This is a genomic window from Nocardia sp. GCM10030253, assembly GCF_042675075.1.
Taxonomy (GTDB): Bacteria; Actinomycetota; Actinomycetes; order Mycobacteriales; family Mycobacteriaceae; genus Nocardia.
Genome location: NZ_JBHTDL010000001.1, coordinates 14,499 through 33,720 on the forward strand (window position 1 = coordinate 14,499; position 19,222 = coordinate 33,720).

Annotated in this window: 20 protein-coding genes and 1 tRNA gene; 15 read left to right on the plus strand and 6 right to left on the minus strand. The window is 65.9% G+C overall.

What is annotated here, in order from left to right; translation table 11 throughout:
- The 8 genes from xerD to der all read left to right on the plus strand — a co-directional run bounded on the left by xerD (position 1) and on the right by der (position 8,070).
- Positions 1 to 960, plus strand: a complete 960-nt coding sequence (gene xerD, locus ACFQZZ_RS00075; protein WP_378671947.1) for a site-specific tyrosine recombinase XerD — start codon at positions 1 to 3, stop codon at positions 958 to 960.
- Between the two features lie 134 nt (positions 961 to 1,094).
- Positions 1,095 to 1,307 (plus strand): hypothetical protein, encoded by a 213-nt coding sequence (locus ACFQZZ_RS00080; RefSeq protein ID WP_378671950.1) that lies wholly within the window; start codon positions 1,095 to 1,097, stop codon positions 1,305 to 1,307.
- 176 nt (positions 1,308 to 1,483) lie between these two features.
- Complete coding sequence (locus ACFQZZ_RS00085) at positions 1,484 to 2,458, plus strand: ParA family protein (RefSeq protein ID WP_378671953.1); 975 nt, start codon at positions 1,484 to 1,486, stop codon at positions 2,456 to 2,458.
- A gap of 59 nt (positions 2,459 to 2,517) precedes the next feature.
- Positions 2,518 to 3,456: a segregation and condensation protein A gene (locus ACFQZZ_RS00090; RefSeq protein WP_378671956.1), complete on the plus strand. Its 939-nt coding sequence runs from the start codon at positions 2,518 to 2,520 to the stop codon at positions 3,454 to 3,456.
- Positions 3,457 to 3,710: 254 nt separating this feature from the next.
- Complete coding sequence (locus ACFQZZ_RS00095; protein WP_378672099.1) at positions 3,711 to 4,355, plus strand: SMC-Scp complex subunit ScpB; 645 nt, start codon at positions 3,711 to 3,713, stop codon at positions 4,353 to 4,355.
- A gap of 9 nt (positions 4,356 to 4,364) precedes the next feature.
- Positions 4,365 to 5,915 (plus strand): pseudouridine synthase, encoded by a 1,551-nt coding sequence (locus ACFQZZ_RS00100; protein WP_378671959.1) that lies wholly within the window; start codon positions 4,365 to 4,367, stop codon positions 5,913 to 5,915.
- A 65-nt stretch (positions 5,916 to 5,980) separates the two neighbouring features.
- Positions 5,981 to 6,658 (plus strand): (d)CMP kinase, encoded by a 678-nt coding sequence (gene cmk, locus ACFQZZ_RS00105; RefSeq protein ID WP_378672102.1) that lies wholly within the window; start codon positions 5,981 to 5,983, stop codon positions 6,656 to 6,658.
- Positions 6,655 to 8,070 (plus strand): ribosome biogenesis GTPase Der, encoded by a 1,416-nt coding sequence (gene der, locus ACFQZZ_RS00110; protein WP_378671962.1) that lies wholly within the window; start codon positions 6,655 to 6,657, stop codon positions 8,068 to 8,070. Before cmk ends, der begins: the two co-directional genes overlap by 4 nt.
- A gap of 84 nt (positions 8,071 to 8,154) precedes the next feature.
- Here der and ACFQZZ_RS00115 read toward each other — a convergent pair whose 3' ends face one another.
- Positions 8,155 to 8,838, minus strand: a complete 684-nt coding sequence (locus tag ACFQZZ_RS00115) for a DUF998 domain-containing protein (protein ID WP_378671966.1) — start codon at positions 8,836 to 8,838, stop codon at positions 8,155 to 8,157.
- A gap of 44 nt (positions 8,839 to 8,882) precedes the next feature.
- Positions 8,883 to 10,046: a lipase family protein gene (locus ACFQZZ_RS00120; protein WP_378671969.1), complete on the minus strand. Its 1,164-nt coding sequence runs from the start codon at positions 10,044 to 10,046 to the stop codon at positions 8,883 to 8,885.
- Between the two features lie 412 nt (positions 10,047 to 10,458).
- Between ACFQZZ_RS00120 and ACFQZZ_RS00125 the strand changes: the two genes are divergently transcribed.
- From ACFQZZ_RS00125 to ACFQZZ_RS00150, 6 genes are all read left to right on the plus strand, one after another.
- Positions 10,459 to 10,977 carry a L,D-transpeptidase gene (locus tag ACFQZZ_RS00125; RefSeq protein ID WP_378671972.1) on the plus strand — a complete coding sequence of 173 codons (519 nt, stop codon included), beginning with the start codon at positions 10,459 to 10,461 and terminating at the stop codon, positions 10,975 to 10,977.
- Positions 10,978 to 11,302: 325 nt separating this feature from the next.
- Positions 11,303 to 12,154 carry an NAD(P)H-binding protein gene (locus tag ACFQZZ_RS00130; RefSeq protein ID WP_378671974.1) on the plus strand — a complete coding sequence of 284 codons (852 nt, stop codon included), beginning with the start codon at positions 11,303 to 11,305 and terminating at the stop codon, positions 12,152 to 12,154.
- A gap of 827 nt (positions 12,155 to 12,981) precedes the next feature.
- A complete protein-coding gene (locus ACFQZZ_RS00135) occupies positions 12,982 to 13,416 on the plus strand; it encodes a helix-turn-helix transcriptional regulator (RefSeq protein ID WP_378671977.1) in 435 nt (144 codons plus the stop codon).
- A gap of 88 nt (positions 13,417 to 13,504) precedes the next feature.
- Entirely contained in the window at positions 13,505 to 13,861 is a 357-nt protein-coding gene (locus ACFQZZ_RS00140) for a DUF3703 domain-containing protein (RefSeq protein WP_378671980.1), read from the plus strand.
- 255 nt (positions 13,862 to 14,116) lie between these two features.
- Complete coding sequence (locus ACFQZZ_RS00145) at positions 14,117 to 14,875, plus strand: acyl-[acyl-carrier-protein] thioesterase (RefSeq protein WP_378671982.1); 759 nt, start codon at positions 14,117 to 14,119, stop codon at positions 14,873 to 14,875.
- 83 nt (positions 14,876 to 14,958) lie between these two features.
- Positions 14,959 to 15,032 (plus strand) — tRNA-Pro (locus ACFQZZ_RS00150).
- 98 nt (positions 15,033 to 15,130) lie between these two features.
- Here ACFQZZ_RS00150 and ACFQZZ_RS00155 read toward each other — a convergent pair.
- The 4 genes from ACFQZZ_RS00155 to ACFQZZ_RS00170 form a co-directional block, all read right to left on the minus strand.
- Positions 15,131 to 15,850 carry a hypothetical protein gene (locus ACFQZZ_RS00155; RefSeq protein ID WP_378671985.1) on the minus strand — a complete coding sequence of 240 codons (720 nt, stop codon included), beginning with the start codon at positions 15,848 to 15,850 and terminating at the stop codon, positions 15,131 to 15,133.
- Positions 15,851 to 16,718: 868 nt separating this feature from the next.
- On the minus strand, positions 16,719 to 16,904 hold the full coding sequence (locus tag ACFQZZ_RS00160) for a helix-turn-helix domain-containing protein (RefSeq protein WP_378671988.1): 186 nt from the start codon (positions 16,902 to 16,904) through the stop codon (positions 16,719 to 16,721).
- A 308-nt stretch (positions 16,905 to 17,212) separates the two neighbouring features.
- Entirely contained in the window at positions 17,213 to 17,785 is a 573-nt protein-coding gene (locus ACFQZZ_RS00165) for a GAF domain-containing protein (protein WP_378671991.1), read from the minus strand.
- Between the two features lie 209 nt (positions 17,786 to 17,994).
- Positions 17,995 to 18,339 (minus strand): hypothetical protein, encoded by a 345-nt coding sequence (locus tag ACFQZZ_RS00170; RefSeq protein WP_378671994.1) that lies wholly within the window; start codon positions 18,337 to 18,339, stop codon positions 17,995 to 17,997.
- A 100-nt stretch (positions 18,340 to 18,439) separates the two neighbouring features.
- On the opposite strand from ACFQZZ_RS00170, the gene ACFQZZ_RS00175 reads away from it, so the two are divergent.
- Positions 18,440 to 18,769 (plus strand): hypothetical protein, encoded by a 330-nt coding sequence (locus ACFQZZ_RS00175; RefSeq protein WP_378671997.1) that lies wholly within the window; start codon positions 18,440 to 18,442, stop codon positions 18,767 to 18,769.
- Positions 18,770 to 19,222 lie beyond the last annotated feature (453 nt).

Genomic DNA, 19,222 nt, shown 5'->3' on the forward strand with positions numbered 1-19,222 from the left:
GTGCTCGCGCGAGAGATCGACGCCTATCTCGACCATCTCGCGGTCGAGCGCGGCGCCGCGCGCAACACGCTCGGCGCATACCGCCGGGACCTCGACCGCTACCGGGACTTCCTCACCGGTCGTGGCGTCACCGGACTCGACACGGTCTCCGAATCGGATGTCGGCGAGTTCACCATGGCGTTGCGGGCGGGCGGCGCCGGCCACCCGTCGCTGGCGGCCAGCTCGGTTGCCCGCGCACTGATCGCCGTGCGCGGGCTGCACCGATTCGCGGCGGCCGAAGGCATCACCACGACCGATGTCGCGCATGCCGTCAAACCGCCCGCACCGGGCCGCCGGCTGCCCAAAGCGCTGCCCTACGACCAGGTTCTGCGGTTGCTGGAGGCGGCGGGTGGCGGCCCGATGGACGCCGAGGGCTCCGATGCTTCGGGCGGAGCGGACGGTGGGCCACGCGGCCTGCGCGATCGTGCATTGCTCGAGCTGCTCTATTCGACGGGTGCACGGATCTCGGAGATGGTCGGGCTGGACGTCGATGACCTCGACACCGAGGAACGGGCGGTCGTGCTGCACGGCAAGGGTGGTAAGCAGCGAATGGTGCCGATCGGCAGGCCCGCACTCGCCGCGGTGGACGCGTACCTGGTGCGGGGCAGGCCCGTGCTCGCCGCGAGCGGCAAAGGCAATGCGGGCGCACTGTTTCTGAACGCCCGCGGGGGCCGGCTGTCTCGGCAGACGGCCTGGCAGGTGTTGCAGACCACGGCCGAGCGCGCGGGCATCGGCGCGGCGGTATCACCGCATACGCTGCGGCATTCGTTCGCGACACATTTACTCGACGCTGGGGCGGATGTTCGCGTGGTGCAGGAGCTGCTCGGGCACGCTTCCGTCACGACCACGCAGATCTATACCTTGGTCACCGTCAACACGTTGCGCGAGGTGTGGGCCACCGCGCACCCTCGCGCGCGGTAGTTGCGGGCGCGATATCGGGCGGGCGCGAACCGAACACGGTCGCATCACCACACCAAGTCGACTGAATTCTGCGTCCTGGCCGGAACCATGGAATTCCTTGTCGACGGCGAACTTCGGTCGGTGTCGGAGGGGCCGTGGTCGTCGTCCCGCCGGGCACGGTGCATGCTTTCGGTGCGTCGGCAGATGGCCCGGCACAGTTCCTGGGGGTGCTCAGACCGGGTATCGTCCGGTTCGAATACTTCCGGCAACTCGGTCGCATCGCGCAAGGTGAGGCGGACTGGGACAGTATGGACGGGCTGCACAACCGGTTCGACGTCCATTTCGACGGCGGACCCGAGTGGCGGTGAGAGAGTGAGAGGTAACGTTTTCACTGCGAACACGCCGCGCTGAGGCGCGGCAGTTGGACACAGTCAAGCGGTAGCGTTCTTTCGAGAGCTGGACCGTACGAAAGCGAGGTCGGGCCCGATCGGCCTCGCTACGCTCGGCGAGGCAACGGGTAGGAACGTATAAGGAGCAGCGGATCGTGACGACAGCCAGTGCGGCAGAGCCGCCGATCAGTGCTGGGGCGCAGCCGCTTACGAGTACCCGGCAGGGTCCGTACTCGGAGGCTGCGGCAGAAACGCTGTGGGGCAACGGCGCTGAACCCGTCCCCGAAGACGCGGCGCTCGGCCCCACCGGGCGGCCGCTGCGTGCGGTTCCCGACCCGACCCCGATCGAGCGGCACGGTGACGCCCTGATCGTCGCCATGTGCAATCAGAAGGGCGGCGTCGGCAAGACGACCTCGACCATCAACCTCGGCGCCGCGCTCGCGGAATTCGGCAGGCGGGTGCTGCTCGTCGATCTTGACCCGCAGGGCGCGCTGTCGGCGGGACTGGGTGTGGCCCATCATGATCTCGATCTGACGGTGCACAACCTGCTCATCGGGTCCAAGGTGTCGATCGAAGACGTACTGATGGAGACCCGCGTCGAGAATCTGGACCTGCTGCCGAGCAACATCGACCTGTCGGCGGCGGAGATCCAGCTGGTCAACGAGGTGGGCAGGGAGCAGACGCTCGCCCGCGCGCTCGAGCCGGTGCGCGACCGTTACGACTACATCCTCATCGACTGCCAGCCGTCGCTCGGCCTGCTCACGGTGAACGCGCTGGCCTGCTCGGACGGCGTGATCATCCCGATGGAATGCGAGTACTTCTCGCTGCGCGGGCTGGCGCTGCTCAACGACACCGTGGAGAAGGTGCGCGACCGGCTCAACCCGAGACTGAGCCTCTACGGCATCGTGGTGACGATGTTCGACTCGCGGCTACTACATTCGCGCCAGGTGATGGCGCGAGTGGTCGAGGTGTTCGGCGACCTGGTCTACGACACGGCCATCTCGCGCACCGTACGGTTCCCAGACGCCAGTGTCGCGGGCGAACCCATTACCACGTGGGCGTCGAAATCTGCTGGGGCCGAAGCATATCGGGCGATGGCGCGGGAAGTCATCCACCGGTCGGGCCGGTGACGGAAGCGGCTGAGCCGGCGCCATCGACAACCACGGAAACGCTCGGCTCGGAGTCTGTCGTGGGCACGGGCGGTTCGGACGCGCACGTTCCCGGCGCCGAGCGCGATCCGGCCGCCGCGCAGGCTGATCCCGCCGGACCGCCGGAGGAGAAGACCGGATTTCATCTGCGGCTGAGTAATTTCCAGGGACCGTTCGATCTGCTGTTGACGCTGATCAGCTCGCGCAAGCTCGATGTCACCGAGGTGGCGTTGCACAAGGTCACCGACGAATTCATCGCCTACACGAAGGCATTGACGGCCGCCCTGTCAGCGAGTTCCGAGGGCGGCAGGCAGGAAGCGTTGCGCGCCGACAAGATCCTGGATCAGACCACCGAGTTTCTGGTCGTCGCAGCCACTTTGCTCGACCTCAAGGCGGCCAGGCTGCTGCCCTCGGGTGAGATGACCGACGCCGAGGATCTCGAGCTGCTCGAGGCACGCGACCTGCTGTTCGCCCGTTTGCTGCAGTACCGCGCGTTCAAACAGGTCGCCGAACTCCTCGGCGAGCTGGAGGCCGTCGCGCTGCGTCGCTACCCACGCGCGGTGGGGTTGGAGGAGCGCTTCGCTGAGCTGCTGCCCGAGGTTACGCTGGGAGTCGACGCACACGAATTCGCCGCGATCGCTGCCGCGGCCTTCCGGCCTCGCCCGGTACCCAAGGTCGGACTCGACCACCTGCACTCGCACGCCATCTCGGTCGTCGAGCAGGCCGCCATCGTGCTTGAAATGCTGAAACTGCGCGGGCCCGGCGGTTGGACGACCTTCGGTGAACTGGTCGTCGACTGCGATGTGCCGATCCAGATCGTCGCCCGCTTCCTGGCACTGCTCGAGCTGTACCGAGGCAAGACGATCGAGTTCGACCAGCCCGACCCGCTCGGCCCGCTCTCGGTCAGCTGGATCGGCGACGCGAAGGACGACACCGAGCAGACGGCCGACGCCGTGACTATCGAGGAGGACTACGGGTGAGCGAGCACGGCGAGCGACCCATGAACACGGCCGAGCGCGATGAGGCAACCACTGCGGCGGACGAGGCTGGCGAAGTGACTCCTGACGTGGCGAAGGGCGGTCAGCGGCCGGCGGGTGTGTTCGACGATGGCGACGGCACCGCCGATACCGCCCGGGACAGCGTCCGGAGCGAGGATGCGCAGCTCGCCGACAGCGATTCGCGGCCGGCCGCAGCAGCGAGTGAACAGGCCGAGGACGACTCCGAGAGCGACGCAGTGGCGGAGTTCACCCCCGAGGTGCTCGACGACGACGAATTCCGGTCGGCGCTGGAGGCCATGCTGCTCATTGTTGACGCTCCGGCCCCGGTAGAACTGCTGGCCGACGCGTTGGCGGATACCCAGGCGCGGGTGGATCGCACACTGCGGGAAATGTCGGCGGAACTGTCCGCACGGGGTAGTGGTATCGATCTGCGTTTCGTCGGGGACGGCTGGCGCTTCTATACTCGCAGCGAGTACGCGCCATATGTGGAACGGATGCTGCTCGACGGCGCCCGGTCGAAATTGACGCGGGCGGCATTGGAAACGCTGGCGGTGGTGGCATACCGTCAGCCGGTGACCCGAACCAGGGTCAGCGCGGTGCGCGGCGTGAACGTCGACGGGGTCATGCGAACCCTGCTGGCTCGGGGATTGATCGCCGAGGCCGGGGTCGACCCGGAGACGAACGGCACGCAGTACTGCACGACCGAACTGTTCTTGGAACGGATCGGACTCCCGTCGCTGACCGATCTGCCACCACTGGCGCCCCTACTTCCGGGCGTCGACCTGATCGATGAGATCAACGAGAGCCTGGACACGGATCCCCGTTACACCAGGCTGAGGAAACCCGCCGAGGCCGATTTGGACCTCGGCACAGAGGACTGACAGGACAACATGAATACGCCCGCTCGCCGAGATGGCACACCGGATCGTAGAAAACGCAGCGACCAGCCCACCAGAGGCGGCGCAGGCCGTGACGCAGGCTCCAGAGGAGCCCGCTCGGCGCAACGGGGAGAAACACAGCGCGGAGCTTCCTGGGGAGGAAGTGACCGCGGAGGTTCGCAGGGCGGGGGCTACCGCGGCGGTTCGCAAGGCAGCGGCCAGCGGGGGAGTTCGCAGGGTGAGGGCGGCTATCGCGGTTCGTCGCAGGACGGTGGTTACCGTGGCGGTTCGCAGGGCGATAGCGGTTACCGCGGATCCTCGCAGGGCGGTTCCGGCCAGCGTGGTTCGTCGCAGGGCGGTGGTTATCGCGGTGGTTCGCAGGGCGATGCCGGTTACCGTGGTTCGTCGCACCGCGGCGGTTCGCAGGGCGAGGGCGGCTATCGCGGTTCGTCGCAGGGCGGCGGTTACCGAGGTGGTTCGCAGGGCGATAGCGGTTACCGCGGATCCTCGCAGGGCGGTTCCGGTCAACGTGGTTCGTCGCAGAGCGGCGGCTACCGCGGTGGTTCGCAGGGAGACAGTGGTTTCCGCGGATCCTCGCAAGGTGGTGCCGCGCAACGTGGTTCGTCGCAAGGCGGCTATCGCGGTTCCTCGGAGGGCGGTGCCGCACGTCGGCCCGCGCAGTCTCCGGCAGCCGGAACGACTCCGCGCAAGACCAAGAACCCGAAGCCGGAGCGCAAGGTTGTCGCGCCGACACTGCTGAACAACGCCAAGCCCGCCAAGCGTCAGCACGTCGAGCCCGCCGCGGAAGGGCACGTCAAACTGCCGGCGGGGGAGGGTGAACGGTTGCAGAAGGTGCTCGCCAAGGCGGGCGTCGCCTCGCGTCGCGCCGCCGAGGAAATGATCGAGCAGGGGCGCGTCGAGGTCGACGGCGCCATCGTCACCGAGCAGGGCTTGCGGATCAATCCGCAGACCGCTGTCGTTCGTGTCGACGGAACGCGCGTCATGGTGCGCGAGGAACTCGTCCACATCGCACTGAACAAGCCGAAGGGCTGGCAGTCCACGATGTCCGACGATCTCGGCCGCCCCTGCGTCGGCGATATCGTCGCCGAGCGGATCGCGGCCGGGCAGCGGCTGTTCCACGTAGGTCGGCTCGACGCCGACACCGAGGGCCTGCTGCTGCTCACCAATGATGGTGATCTCGCCCACCGGCTCATGCACCCCTCGTTCGAGACGCCCAAGACCTACCTGGCGACGGTGAACGGCGAGGTCAACAAGTCGATCGGCAAGCGTCTCAAGGACGGCATCGAGCTGGAGGACGGCCCAGCGAAGGTCGACAAGTTCCAGGTGCTCGAACTGGGCGAGGGACGTTCTCTGGTGAAACTGGTGTTGCACGAAGGGCGCAAGCACATCGTGCGCCGACTGCTCGATGCCATCGGACACCCGGTGACCCGGCTGGTGCGCACCAATATCGGTCCGGTCGCGTTGGGCGATCAACGGCCCGGCACGCTGCGTGTGCTCGGTCGCGATGAAGTCGGCAAACTGTATGAGGCGGTGTCGTTGTGAACGGTGTGGAGATTCCGGTCGAGGCCCCAGGGCAGATATCGGGCACTTCGCCACTTGTCGTCGCGATGGACGGACCTTCGGGCACTGGCAAATCCAGCGTCTCGCGGCGCCTGGCGACCCGGTTGGACGCCCGCTACCTGGATACCGGTGCGATGTACCGTGTGGCGACGCTGCGTGTGCTGCGGGCCGGTATCGAGTTGACCGACACCGCGGCGATCGGTGTGGCCGTCAAGGAATTGCCGCTGACCATCGGCACCGACCCGAGCCGGGAAGTCATCCTGCTCGAGGGAGTTGATGTGTCGTCGGAGATTCGCGGCGACGCTGTCACCAAGGCCGTTTCCGCGGTCTCCGCCGTGCCGGAGGTGCGTGATCTGCTGGTTGCCCTGCAGCGCGACATCACTTCCACCGCACAGCGAATCGTGGTCGAGGGTCGTGATATCGGCACTGTCGTGCTGCCGAATGCGGATGCCAAGATCTACCTGACTGCCTCGGCGGAGGCGCGCGCCGAGCGGCGCAACCAGCAGAACATCCGCGAAGGTCGCGGCGACGACTACGAGGCCGTGCTCGCCGATGTACAGCGGCGCGACAACCTCGATTCCACCCGCAAGGTGTCGCCGCTGCGCCCTGCCGAGGATGCGGTGCTGGTCGACACCAGTGACATGAACATGGACGAAGTCATCGACGAACTGTTTCGCGTTGTGCGCCAGCAGGTTTCGGCGAGCCGGACGGGAGGTGCCCAGTGAGCGAAGATGTTCTCGCCGGTGACGGTGTATGGAGCGATGAATCCGATTGGGAGGTAGCCGATCTCGACGGTGAGTTCGATGTCGACGCGCATATCCCCATGCCGACCCTTGCCGTGGTCGGCCGCCCGAATGTCGGCAAGTCGACTCTGGTCAACCGGATCATCGGCCGTCGCGAGGCAGTCGTGGAAGACATTCCCGGCGTCACAAGGGACCGGGTGTCCTACGAGGCGAACTGGTCCGGTCGGAAATTCCTGGTGCAGGACACCGGCGGCTGGGAGCCCGACGCCAAGGGACTGCAGCAGTCGGTAGCGCGACAGGCCGAACTGGCCATGAGCACCGCAGACGCGATCCTGCTCGTGGTGGACGCGGTGGTCGGTGCGACCGCCACCGACGAGGCCGCGGTCAAGAAGCTGCGCCGTGCCAACATCCCGGTGATCTTGGTCGCCAACAAGGTCGATGACCAGAAGATCGAATCCGAGGCCGCCACGCTGTGGTCGCTCGGCCTCGGCGAGCCGCGCATGGTCTCCGCCGCGCATGGCCGCGGTACCGGCGACCTGCTCGACGACGTTCTTGCCGTCCTACCGGAAACCCCGCGCGAGGGTGGGGGCGGCACCGGCCCACGCCGTGTCTCGCTGGTCGGCAAGCCGAACGTCGGCAAGTCCAGCCTGCTCAACAAGCTGGCCGGCGACGAGCGCTCGGTGGTGCACGATGTTGCGGGCACCACCGTCGACCCGGTCGACTCGCTGGTCGACTTGGGCGGCAAGATCTGGAAATTCGTCGATACCGCTGGGCTGCGTCGCAAGGTCTCCCATGCCAGTGGCATGGAGTTCTACGCTTCGCTGCGCACCAAGTCGGCGCTGGAGGCCTCCGAGGTCGCGATCATGTTGGTCGACGCCTCGCAGCCCATCACGGAACAGGACTTGCGGGTGATCAGCATGGTCGCCGACTCCGGTCGCGCGCTCGTGCTTGCCTTCAACAAGTGGGACCTGGTCGACGAGGATCGCCGCCTGCAACTCGATCGCGAAATCGATCGAGACCTGGTCCGCGTCCCGTGGGCGCAGCGGGTGAATATCTCCGCCCACACCGGTCGCGCCGTCCAAAAGCTCGTCCCCGCGATGGAAACCGCTCTGGAATCCTGGGACAAGCGCATCCCCACCGGTCGCCTGAACAACTGGCTCAAGGAAGTGGTCGCGGCAACCCCGCCGCCCATGCGTGGCGGCCGGCTGCCGCGCGTCCTGTTCGCCACCCAGGCGACGACGCGGCCGCCGACCTTCGTGTTGTTCACCACCGGCTTCCTGGAGGCAGGTTACCGACGCTTCATCGAGCGCCGCCTGCGTGAGGAGTTCGGCTTCGACGGTTCGCCGGTGCGGGTTTCGGTCCGCGTGCGCGAAAAGCGGGAGCGCAAGAGGTAGGCCGCACGGCGACGGAAACGTTTGTCGCCATAGGTTTTTCAGAGGGGCGTGCGCCGTGTGGCGTGCGCCCCTCTGCTGCGCAGGCTACGTCCGGTTCGGCGGGACGGTCAGGACGCTCCGGGACAGCGCGGGTCGCACGGGCGCGACAAGCAGCGCGACGCCGGTGATGATTCGCCACCAGACGAAGGGATCTATGGCGACTCGTTCGGCGGCGCCGGGTCCGAGGCCGAGGTGTGAGCTGGTGAGTGCGGCGACGACGCCCACAATGCTCACGGCCAGCAGCGCGAGGGTGATGGCGGTGTAAGTGCGGTGCGACCGGTAGAGGTGGGCGACTATGGCCATGATCGCGATGCCCGACAGCAGCTCCAGATAGGCGCCCAGCGGGTGTAGGACGGCCCGAACGTGGCTGCCGCCGGTAATCTCGCCGGAGCTTCCCGGGAAGGTTCCGACGAGAACCATGCCGAGGCAGTTGATCGCGGCAAGGTACGGAAGTGCCTTTCCGAGTGGGATTTTCGGCAGCATCGGCGACAGCAGAATGGCGGCGGCGAATAACAGGATGCCGAGCAGTACGAACTCGGCGGACATCAGCGTGTGCCACGGGGAGCAGATGTAGCGGCTGCTCAATGTGCCGTCACCGTATCGGCCCGTTTCGCCGAGACATTCGGGGACGCCGAGGTCGCTGATCATGTTCTGCGACCAGCTATAGGTGTGGGGTTCAGGCCATCGGGCGGCGACGATCAGTTCGACGACGTAGTAGGAGATCGTCAAGATGAGAAGGGTCGCACCGGCTTTCCGGCGCGTGCTCGACAGCGTCATCGGCTGCACGTGGTCGCCGTTGTGGGTGTGCCCGCGAATCGGTCGTCGATCCACGCGGTCCATTGCTCGACACCGGCGGCAAATGCCTCGTGACCGCCCGGTAATACCGTGTCCTGCACCGGGATTCCGATCCGGCACATCTCGGCGACGGCCTGGTTTCCCCAAGCGGTGTCGACCAGAGTGTCGCTGTCGCCGCGCGCGATGTAGGTCGGGATATCGGTGGCCGTCTTGGGCAGATTGCCGCGAGCTTCGTACTCGGTGAATACCCGTCGCGCGTCGTCGTCGACGAATTGGGCGGCGTCCGCGGTGGCCGACAGGCCCACGGCGGCGTCCGCCGCGGTGAACTGGCCGGCGCAGGTGGATTCCAGGCGCGGCGCCGCCGCCAGCAGTCCGCCGTGCAGGACCTTGTCGTCGGAGTATCCGGAGTCGCCGTACCGAACGGCCTCCACCAGGTAGGGCAGGATCAGATACTGAGCGGCGCTGAGCGTCCTCGACTCGATGCTCTGGGCCAGATCGATGCGCAACGCCGGCGACAACAGCACATTGCCGAGGATCTTCAGCTCGGGGGCGTAGGACTTCGCCGTTTCGGCCGCGGATTCGGTGGCGCGTCCGCCCTGGGAGAGGCCGACGAGGACGGTGTCTTTCGACAAGGGCAGGCCAAGAGTCTGCGCCGCTCGCGCGGAGTTGAGCACGTCGTACCCCGACGAGGGCGTATCCAGATAGGGGGCCTTGCCGGGCCCGTCGAGGCCCTGGTAATTCGTCATGACCACGGCTTTGTGGTCATTGAGCAGGCCCGCGACCTCGTCGTCGTTGCCGAACAGGACGGGCGAGCTCGTCGGCGCGCAGTCGTTGGCGACGCCGGTCGTGCCGTGTGCGAATGCCACCACCGGCCAGCCGCCATCGGGTGCCACGCCTTCCGGCAAGAACACCGCGCCCGACACCTCGATCGCGGACTTATCCGGCGCGGTCGAGACATGACGCATGTAGGTCGCCGCAGCGGCTGACGACGCGAGGGCAGGACCGGCATTCGTGAGCGGCCGCTGCGAAACCAACGTCCCCGGCCGGTCGGCGGTGCGGGTACCGGGACTGTCCGCGGGGGAGCCGCAACCGGCAAACAGGATGGCCGCCATCGCCACCGTGGAGCTCGACAGGAGTGCCATTCTTGGTCGCAAGATCACTCGTTCCTTCGCCGCAGCCGGCTTCCGGTCTCATCAATCCGCTATGCGCCACCCGTAGCCGCAAGCGCGGTCAGCGCTCGATCGCCACGGTAGCGCGATCTTGCCGGCCCGGTGGTCGAGCAGGCCGCGGCCTGTCAGCCATCGGATAAACAAACCAGCTCCGACCAGTCGGACGGTTTTCAAGGGTTTCCGTCACTATTTGCCCCATGTTTTGATGCCGATCGCTCGATTGGCGACGTGAATATAAATGGAATGTCGCGCGATGAGCCGGAATACGGTTCACAATGATCTTCTACACCTCCAGGTGGTCCCAAGCTTGTGCCGACGAGATGGTCCCATCGTCCTGGCAGGCGATACACAGGGCGGCGGGCAAGGGTAGAGAGGTCAGAACTCCATGAGCAACAAGCGTTTTCTCAACTGGGCGGCCCGATCGGTAGTTTTCATCGGTGCCGCGGCAGCCGGACTCGCCGTCATGACTCCCGCCCAAGCCGAACCGTTGTGGCCGGGCGGGCCCGACATTCCGGGCTTGCCAGCACTGATTCCGCCGATACCTGTTCCGGTCGTGGCACCGTGCTACACAGAGTCGGCGCGGGTATGCATGCAGCTCTCGAGCAACCAAGCATGGTTGATGGACAACGGCAGAGTGACCTATGGGCCGACACCGATTTCGCACGGTAGACCGGGATACGAAACCCCTCCGGGCGTCTTCCGTGTCGCTTTCAAGCGTGAAGATCATTGGAGCACAATGCATCACGTGCCGATGAAGTGGGCAGTGTTCTTCAACGGCGACATTGCCACTCACATCGGACCGATCGAAGAACAGTCGCACGGTTGCATACGAATGACCCCCGAGGGCGCCGAGACGCTCTACCACTATGTGTCGCCCGGTGACATAGTCGAAGTCGTGAATTAACCCTGCGACGCACTCGACCACGGTCGAGAGTTGCTAGCAGACAAAGACATTCAACGCACGGAGCACTCGTTGTGCGTTCGCGAATGACGAGCGTTCTGCTGTTCATTGCCCTGCTCCACGCCGACGAAGTTGTCGAAGCCGTGTTGCTTCACGTTGCATCCATACGAGGCCGACGATCGCTACCGAGGGCTGGTCGTATCGCGCGATTGTGACGTTCCTCCCGGTCTGTGACCACGCTCGGGTGCGATCCTTGCGTAGACGCTGAGACATGGAGCTGAGTCTTTCGTCGATGGTCTGTTGATCTTCGTCCGGTTTGAATTGGGGCATGACAACAACGAAGAATCAGACGGCAGCTCGGACCATCCTCGTGACCGCGGGCACCGGCAAGGTGGGTCGCCGGGTGGCGGATCGCTTGGTGGCCAAGGGTTTCCCTGTTCGCATCGGATCCCGTTCGGCGGAGGTCGCGTTCGATTGGGAGGACCGTGGCACCTGGGCGCCGGTGCTGCAGGGTGTGGGTGCGGTGTTCCTCATGTACACCCCCGATATCGGGGATCCGCGCGCTGGGGACACGATCCGGGCATTCAGCGAACTGGCGGTGGCCAGCGGTGTGCAGCGGTTGGTGTTGCTGTCGGCTCGTGGTGAGGATCAGGCCGCTGCGGCTGAGGCGGCGGTGCGTGAGAGCGGCGCGGAATGGACTGTGTTGCAGGCGGCGTGGTTCAACCAGAACTTCGACGAGGGTGTGTTCACGGAGATGGTGTTCGCCGGTGGAGTTGCTTTCCCGGCTGGTCAGGTGTTGGAACCTTTCATCGATTCCGGTGATCTCGCGGACGTCGCGGTCGCTGCGCTCACGGAGGATGGGCACGCGGGTCAGGACTATGAGTTGACCGGTCCTCGGTTGCTGAGCTTCGGTGACGCGGTGGACACGATCGCGAAGGAGACCGGACGGGATGTGGCGTACATTCCGGTTACCGGTGAGCAGTTCGGTGCGGTCTTGGCCTCGGAGTTCGGTATGCCGGATGAGGAGGTGGCCGCGATGATCGATATCTTCGCTACTCTGCTGGATGGTCGCAACGCGAAGGTTACCGATACCGTGCGCCGGCTTCTGGGTCGCGAGCCGGTCGATTTCGCCGACTTCGTGCGTGACGCGGTTACGGCGGGCGCCTGGAAACAAGACTGACCGGATTTGGCCCAGGCGTAGACGGCGTGCCGCTGGAAGCCTGGGCCTTCCGGAGGAAGCTTCATCGAGCTCCATGATGTCGTTGTCGACGGTGGCCAGGATTCTCGTGTCCATGGCCGCGTTCGGAAACCGGACCGACGCGAATCAGCCCGATAGATCTCGGGCGGGTTCTGCCGTGCTGCAACACAATAGCGAGTCGCTGCCGCCGACATGGCCCGCACGTTGTCGAGCGCAATTACACAACAACTTGTAGAACCCCGCGATCTCGCAGCCGAATCGCGGAAGCGGGAGCAGGGTGGCGGGCCGGATGGCACAGTACTGCTCACTTCGCCGTCGGCGGCGCTTGGGCCGACACTGAATGGATGTGCCAGGGCGATGACATGGATCCACACCGGTGGACGGGCCCTGCTGTGCTGCGCCCCGGTTTGTTGGTGGTCACCGGTGCGGTAGGCACTGCGGATATGCATGCGCATCACACCGTGCAGGTGATTGCGACGCGAGCCGACATGATCCTCGGGGATGCGGCGGGGGAACGCCAGGTCTGTCGTGCTGCGGTTATTCCGCCGGACGTGCCGCATGCGGTGGTGCGTGGTGCGGCCGACGGGATTATGGTGCATTTCGATCCAGAGTCCACGGTGGGCTCGGAGCTGGTTCAGCTGCCGAATCCGCGTGCGGTGGTGGGTGGGTGGGTTCGCGCGGGTCAATCATTGTGTGCCCGACACCGATTGACGGCCCCGCCGCATCCGGCCGAAGCCCGAACCGAACCGGCCGCGCCGTGTGAGGCCGGGTGCACTGCGTCGGGACAGTCGACGGAGGAGCTTGATGCCGTGAGTGCGTGGCTGCACTCGACGGTGCGCCCTGGCTCGGCGACGGAGCGGCTGCCCGGCGGTGATTCGCGAGCCGAGGCGGGTGGTCCGGCGCGTCATCCGGCGGTCTCTGAGGTGCTTCGTCTACTTCCGGACCGGTTGAGCGGCGGTCCCATCCGACTCGCCGAACTCGCCAAAACGGTTCACCTATCGGAAAGCCGTCTGGCACATGTGTTCTCGGCCGAAATCGGTCTGCCTTTCCGGCCCTACCTCCGATGGTTGCGGCTACAGCGTGCCATCGAACTGATCGCGGCGGGCCACTCACTGACCGCTGTCGCGCACGGCGCGGGCTTCGCCGACAGTGCCCACCTGACGCGTGTGTGCCGCAGCATGTTCGGCGCTCCGCCATCGGAATTCAACGGCATCCGCTGGGTCACCGAGCTGCCGCTCGACTAGACAGCAGGTTTGTTCAAGCCACTTGGCACACCTGCGGGCGAGTCTGATGCAGAAGAACCGACCTGCCCTGGAGGAAATCGTGGCCCCAATGCCGCCGACTGTCCGCACCGCCTTCGATGCGGAGCTGGAATCTGCCTACGCAACGACGGATCTCGATGACATGTGGCGCGCCCTCGAACGCGCGCACATCCTGTCCCAACGCTGGGCCTGGCCGCACACCCGCGCCCACTGGCACATGCTGCGCCTGGCCCTGCGCTGCCACGATCGCCGCGAAGCGATCGGTCAGATAGTCCGACTGTCGGTGGCGGGCCTGGGTTCATCGGTCGGCCGCGTCCCCATCGGCAACACCGGCCGCGCCGCGGTCGGCATCACTACGCCCATGCCCATTCCTGACGACTTGGGTCGCATCCTCGAACAGGGCGACACCGAATTGGCCGCCTCCTGACCGTCTATGCCGGGCCGCTTCAAGGTGGTGGGTGAGTTTCAGCCGATCCGCTCTCCTGCGGGCGACACCATCGATGAACACCTACTGCGCTGATTGATATCGCCTGTGGCTTAGACCGCCCCTGGTGTGCCCGCCTGCTGCAGGTCGCCGCCACAGGAATGCGTCTCCGCAAGGGTTGGTCCGAAATGACCCCGTGCAGGCGACTCGGCCGGCCCGGAGTGCGCGTGAACCGCCGCGACCTGGCATTATTCGGTCATGGTCATTCCCAGCGCGCTGTCGGAACGCCCAACCACCGGATCCCCGTTCCAAACGGGTTGGCCGGTGCGCCTCGCCGACACCGACGGCGACCAACGCCTGCGCCTCGATGCCATCGCCCGCTACCTCCAAGACATCGGCTTCGACCACCTCCAAGCCGTCGAAGACGGCGACACCCACCGCGGCTGGGTCGTCCGCCGCACCGTCATCGACGTCCTCAAGCCCATCGAATTCGGCGAACACGTCACCCTCCGCCGCTGGTGCTCCGGCCTCTCCACCCGCTGGTGCAACATGCGCGTCCAAATCTGCGGCAGCAACGGCGGCCTCGTCGAAACCGAAGCCTTCCTCATCCATTTCGGCACCGAATCCGGCGTCCCCGCACGCATGAGCGACCGCTTCATGGCCCCCATGCTTGCCAGCACCACCGAACACCGCCTCCGCTGGAAAGCAGCCCTCACCGACCCGATCCCCGCGCCCGACGCGCCCGACGTCCAAGAACTGTTCTTCCCCCTCCGTGTCGCCGACATCGACTGGCTAGACCACGTCAACAACGCCGTCTACCTCAGCGCCCTCGAGGAAATCCTCGCTGCCCATACCGACCTGATGTCGGGTCCCCACCGCACCGTCATCGAATACGCGAAGCCCGTGAAGGCAGGCGAGCCCGTCCGCCTCATCGGCCGCCGCGACGGCACCGCCCTCGACGTCTGGTTCGCGGTAGCCGACGACCCCCGAGCCGTCTCCCGAGTTACACCGCTGTGACTCCACCACGCCACCAACCAGGCGATTCGGCGTCTCGCCCCTCCCTGAGGTAATCTTTTCGAGCGCCCGCACGCGGACGCAACCGGGATGTGGCGCAGCTTGGTAGCGCACTTGACTGGGGGTCAAGTGGTCGCAGGTTCAAATCCTGTCATCCCGACAAGAAAACCCCTTCTGACCTCGGTCGGAAGGGGTTTTCTTATGTCCGATTCGGGGTCGGATTTGAGCCGATCCCATCAAAATCTCAGATTTTCGAGCTCATCCGCCCCGAGCCCATCGCTCGAGAACGTCCCGATTGTCCGGCACCGTCTCGGGGATATCGATGTAGTGCCCTTTGGCCACAGCGGTGGTGTTGCCTAGCTGGCGGGCCGCGCGTTCAGGGTCGTTGTACGTGCGGTCCACCTCGGTAGCGGCGCCCTTGCGGAAGGTCCGTGGTGTGATCCACGCGAAGGTCTCACCGCGGGCGGCCCGCCAGGTCCTGCCGAAGTTGTTCGGATTACGCACAGTGCCGACCCGTGATGGGAACAGCAACCCCATCGGATTCGCGTGCCCTGAAATCTTCAGGTACTCGATGGCCTCGCGGATCGACTCGACTGTGTGCGGGGGTAGCAGGATCCGGCGCCACCCGTTGTCGGTCTTCGGAGCGGGCTTGCGGACCCACCCGCCAGTGCCCTTGCCCTTCTCCTCGACCAGCGTTCCGGTGACGTCCAGATACGGGTCGGGGGCATCGAGATCGATATCGTCGAGCAGCAGCGCGAACACCTCGTGCGGGCGCATGCCGGTTCCGGTGATCACGTCGATCACCCACACCACTGCCCAGTCCCGAGCGGGCCCGGTTGTGTAGGCGGGTGCTCCGGGAATCGCCTCCCCGCGGGCCCACGCTCGAACCTGAGCGCGGAAGGCCGGCAGCGCCTGCTGGTCCTTGACCTTGCCACGGGCTTGCTTCGCGCGACGCGTGAACGCTTCGACACCATCCATCGGGGTTGGTGGCGATAGCTCCGTGCCGGACAGCGATCGCCATCATCGCCCGCAGGACTATTTTGTGTTGCTTCGCCTTCCGTCGCAGCCCCAGGCTGACGAGACGTTTGAGGTGACGATCCAGTTCCCCGGCCGTGGCTTGCCAGACTTGTAGGTTGCCGACGGAGTTCTCGATTTTGATCGTCTTCGGATTCGCCCGTTTGTCGGTGGAGACATAGATCTCGCGGCGGTAGTCCTCGATGTTGCTTTCGGTGTTCGCGTCGTCGCCTTCGAGTTCGCAGAGCAGCTCGGCAGCGAGATCGATCAGCTTGGTATTGCGAGTGATGCGCTGGGATCCGAGTTGTTCCCGGTGATCGCGCATGGCTTCGGCGAGCCGGTTTCGCGCCTCGTCGGCGCTGACGCCCATCCGCTCCAGTTGCATCCGTCCTGCTGCTCCGTAGAAGTAAACGGTGGTGCGCCAGCGGCCGTTCTTCTGCTTCTTCGGCTTCATAGGTGTGCCGAAGGTTCCTACGGGCTTCGGGAGTCTGCCGCCCAATTATGTTTTCTCCCTTCGGTACTCGGCGTGTGGGTTCCGGGGGTGCCGCGCTCTGTCGAGTCGTGGACCTAGGCGGCCCAGGCGGGTGCTCAGGGGAGTGTGTGAGATGGCTTCGCCGGACTGACTGATCGGCCGAGCTGGGTAGTGTTGCCCGGCGCCGACGAGTCTCTAAGACCAGAAACTCGTTTTCAAGATCAGAAAGTATGCCAATTAATAGCTGTAAAACGGCAATGCACTGCCGGGTTGCTCGGATTCGGTGACGACTCCATCACCGACAGCGGATATTCGGACGAGGGCCGCCTTGGGCTGGCTGTGCAGCAACACCGCAGCCGATCACGTCTTGTCCAGTTGTTCTTGCTCCCAGACGAGCAAATCGCTCAGTCGATAGCGCCGGTACCGACCCATCCGCGCAAACCGAGGGCCGCGTCCCGCAGACGCCCACGCCGCCAACGTCTTCTTCGGCATTTTCAGCCGCTTGGCGACATCGTCTGTGCTGAGCCAGGAGTCGTCACTATCCATCGCAGACTCCGTCGAAATGCCGCGGCATCTGGACGCTCGGACCCAGGTCCGATGACGGAAGTGGCGTCGTGCGCCAACGCGGGGCCTCCTGTCGTCGTCCTCGTACATGTCATCGTTGGGGTCGGTTGCGGCCTCCATACGATCGGCGAAACCCGTAGCGGCCGTTGATCCTTCAGTCTCTCGTGCGGCGGCTGCAAAGATCCGGTCAGCCGACTCGTGATCCATCGGTGTCGATGTGCTCATGGGCTTTCCTTCCTGGTTGCAGTGGGCCTGATATGTGCAGGGGCTTGTATCCGACTGCGTGGGCTTCATCGGTCCGGCTCATCGGCACATGGTGTGTGCTTCGCGCGAGGCGCCATTGTGGCATCGGAGATGGACCCCGGTTCCCGTGTCGTGGTGGCGGTGTCGCGGCCCAGGACGGTCGCGGCTCGGAACGCGACGGTCGCGATGATGCGTTCGGTGTGGCCGCCGAAGGTGGTGGGGTATGCCGAGTAGAAGGTGAGCACACCGAGCGCGGTGTGGCCGCGTCCGACTAGGGGCTGGCAGTGCAGTGACCGCACCCCCAGCACTGTCAGCCAGGCGACGCAGTCCGGCCAGCGGTGCTCGACAGTGAGGTCGGCCGCGGTGAGCGGGCGCGCGGTGGCCAGCGCCTCCACCCCGGGGCCGTTCCCGCAGATCAGCTGGATGCGGTCCAACAGTTGCGCGCGGGGCGTCGAGGCAGCGACCACGGTGAGGTCGCCACGCCGGTAGGCGGTGATCCCGGCAGCGGGGCGTCCTGGCACTTGCGCCACGGCCAAGGCGATCAGTTGACCCACCAGCGCGCACCCGGAATCGAGACCAGGACGCTGGTCGGTGACCGGATCGGTGAGGAACTGCGCCATCGTGAACCCCTTAGCCTCGATCGGTGAATCGATAGCTGCGCAGGCGGGGCTACCGGTGCCCGGGGGCGCGGAGGTAACAGGCAGTGCCCAGCCAGTATCCCCCAGGAAGAGACCGTCGAGTTCGATTCGCCGGAAACGCATGGCCGCACACTCGGATCATGGCGGCGGAACCGGTCAGGACACGCCTGGCACAGATGGTGCACCCGAGTTCATAGTGACCCGCCTCCGGGGTCGGAGTCTGTCGTCGTCGACGAGGCGATGGTGACCGCCAGCCCGCGCAGCTCGCCCGGGATCAACACCGATTCGACCTGACCACGAAACAATTCCAGTACCACCCCTTCCGGCCAGGCCACCTCGTAGCAGTATCTGCGGCGACCGCTGTCGGTGCCGCCGCGGTTGTCGCGTTCGACGCGCACGGCCAACTCGGTCAGCGCGGCCGCGACCTGGCGGGGACTCCCGAGGTTGGAGACCTTCCACCACACGCCGCCCTCACTGGGCTCACCGATCTCGACCCGGTATGTCAGGGCCATGCCCACAGCATCGGAGGCGGTCATGTCATCCACCCTGCCCGAAGACCGCCTCGACGCCACGGTGAAACACCAGAGAAACCGGAGTTGGGCACCCGCCTCGAGCAAGACGGGAACAATGATCCCGGTGAACCCATCCGGGAAGACCACCGCGGGGCAGCTGGACTGCCTGGTGGAAATCACCTGGCCCGCGGGTCGCAGCCCCTGGTGGAGTGTTTCCCACACCGGCCACCCCAGCCAGATCGCCGCCGCGCTCGATGAACTGGCCCTGCGTATCGGCATCGACCACTGGACCCGCGTCCTGTCCGCGCTCGATCGACCCATCGTTGGCTGCAGCCTCACCGTGCAGTGGTCCGACACCGACCACGTCGCCCACGCCGCAGACGTCGTCACCATCGGCGCCATACCCGCGCTACTACGCGCCCACGCCACAGCCATCCGCTCTTACCCGCGCTAACAGGCCGCCCTCCACCGCGTCCGACGAGCATCGACACCGAAACCACCCAGATCTACACCCTGCGCGCCGACAAGATCGCCGACGACGAAATCCGCGCCGCCCGCCGACGCCGCGACACCGGCCGCCGATGACACCGGGCGACCTCGCGACCGGGCTGGAGTGGATCGCCGGTACGTTCCTGGAGTGGTCCGTGATCGGGTGGAAGCCCCGTCCGGACCCCCGACGACAAGGAAGCCCGGACGGGACTTCACCACTACGCCGTAGAGGTTGGCGCAAGGTTGGCGCGCGTGCCGGACCCGGTTCGCCGCCCCCGGCCGGTGCCCTCGGTTCATGATGGAGCCCATGAGCTCGCACACTCCTGCTGCGCGGCTACTGGCCCAGATCTTCGCCGCAGGCCACACCCTCGTCAGTCTCGTTGTCCGTGCATCTGGCAAGTCCCCGCCGCTGCAGTCT